The organism is Flavobacterium sp. 22659 (assembly GCF_052044235.1).
GTDB classification, from domain to species: Bacteria; Bacteroidota; Bacteroidia; order Flavobacteriales; family Flavobacteriaceae; genus Flavobacterium; species Flavobacterium johnsoniae.
On record NZ_JBQEMU010000055.1, the window covers coordinates 1 to 334 of the forward strand.

1 pseudogene is annotated in these 334 nt (G+C 47.9%); it reads left to right on the plus strand.

Annotation, left to right across the window (positions count from 1 at the left end):
* Positions 1-334 (plus strand): annotated as a pseudogene (locus tag ACTJIW_RS24205) (hypothetical protein); the annotation flags it as partial.

The window sequence follows — 334 nt, forward strand, 5'->3', positions numbered from 1 at the left end:
GATATGGAAGCTGCTCAAGCTAAATTATTAGCAGATGCAAGAGTGAAAGCCGATGCAGAAGCTACAGCAAAAGCAAAAGCAGAAGCTGAAGCGAAAAAATTAAGAGAAGAGGAAGAAGCACGTCAGGCGAAATTAGAGGCCGATGCTAAGGCAAAAGCCGATGCAGAAGCGCTTCAGGCAAAACAAGCAGCTGAGGCGAAAGCGAAGGCAGATGAAGAGGCACGTCAGGCTAAGTTAGCTGCAGATGCAAAAGCTAAGGCAGACGCAGAAGCATTGCAAGCGAAATTAGCAGCCGATGCTAAGGCAAAAGCTGATGCAGAAGCCCTTCAGGCAA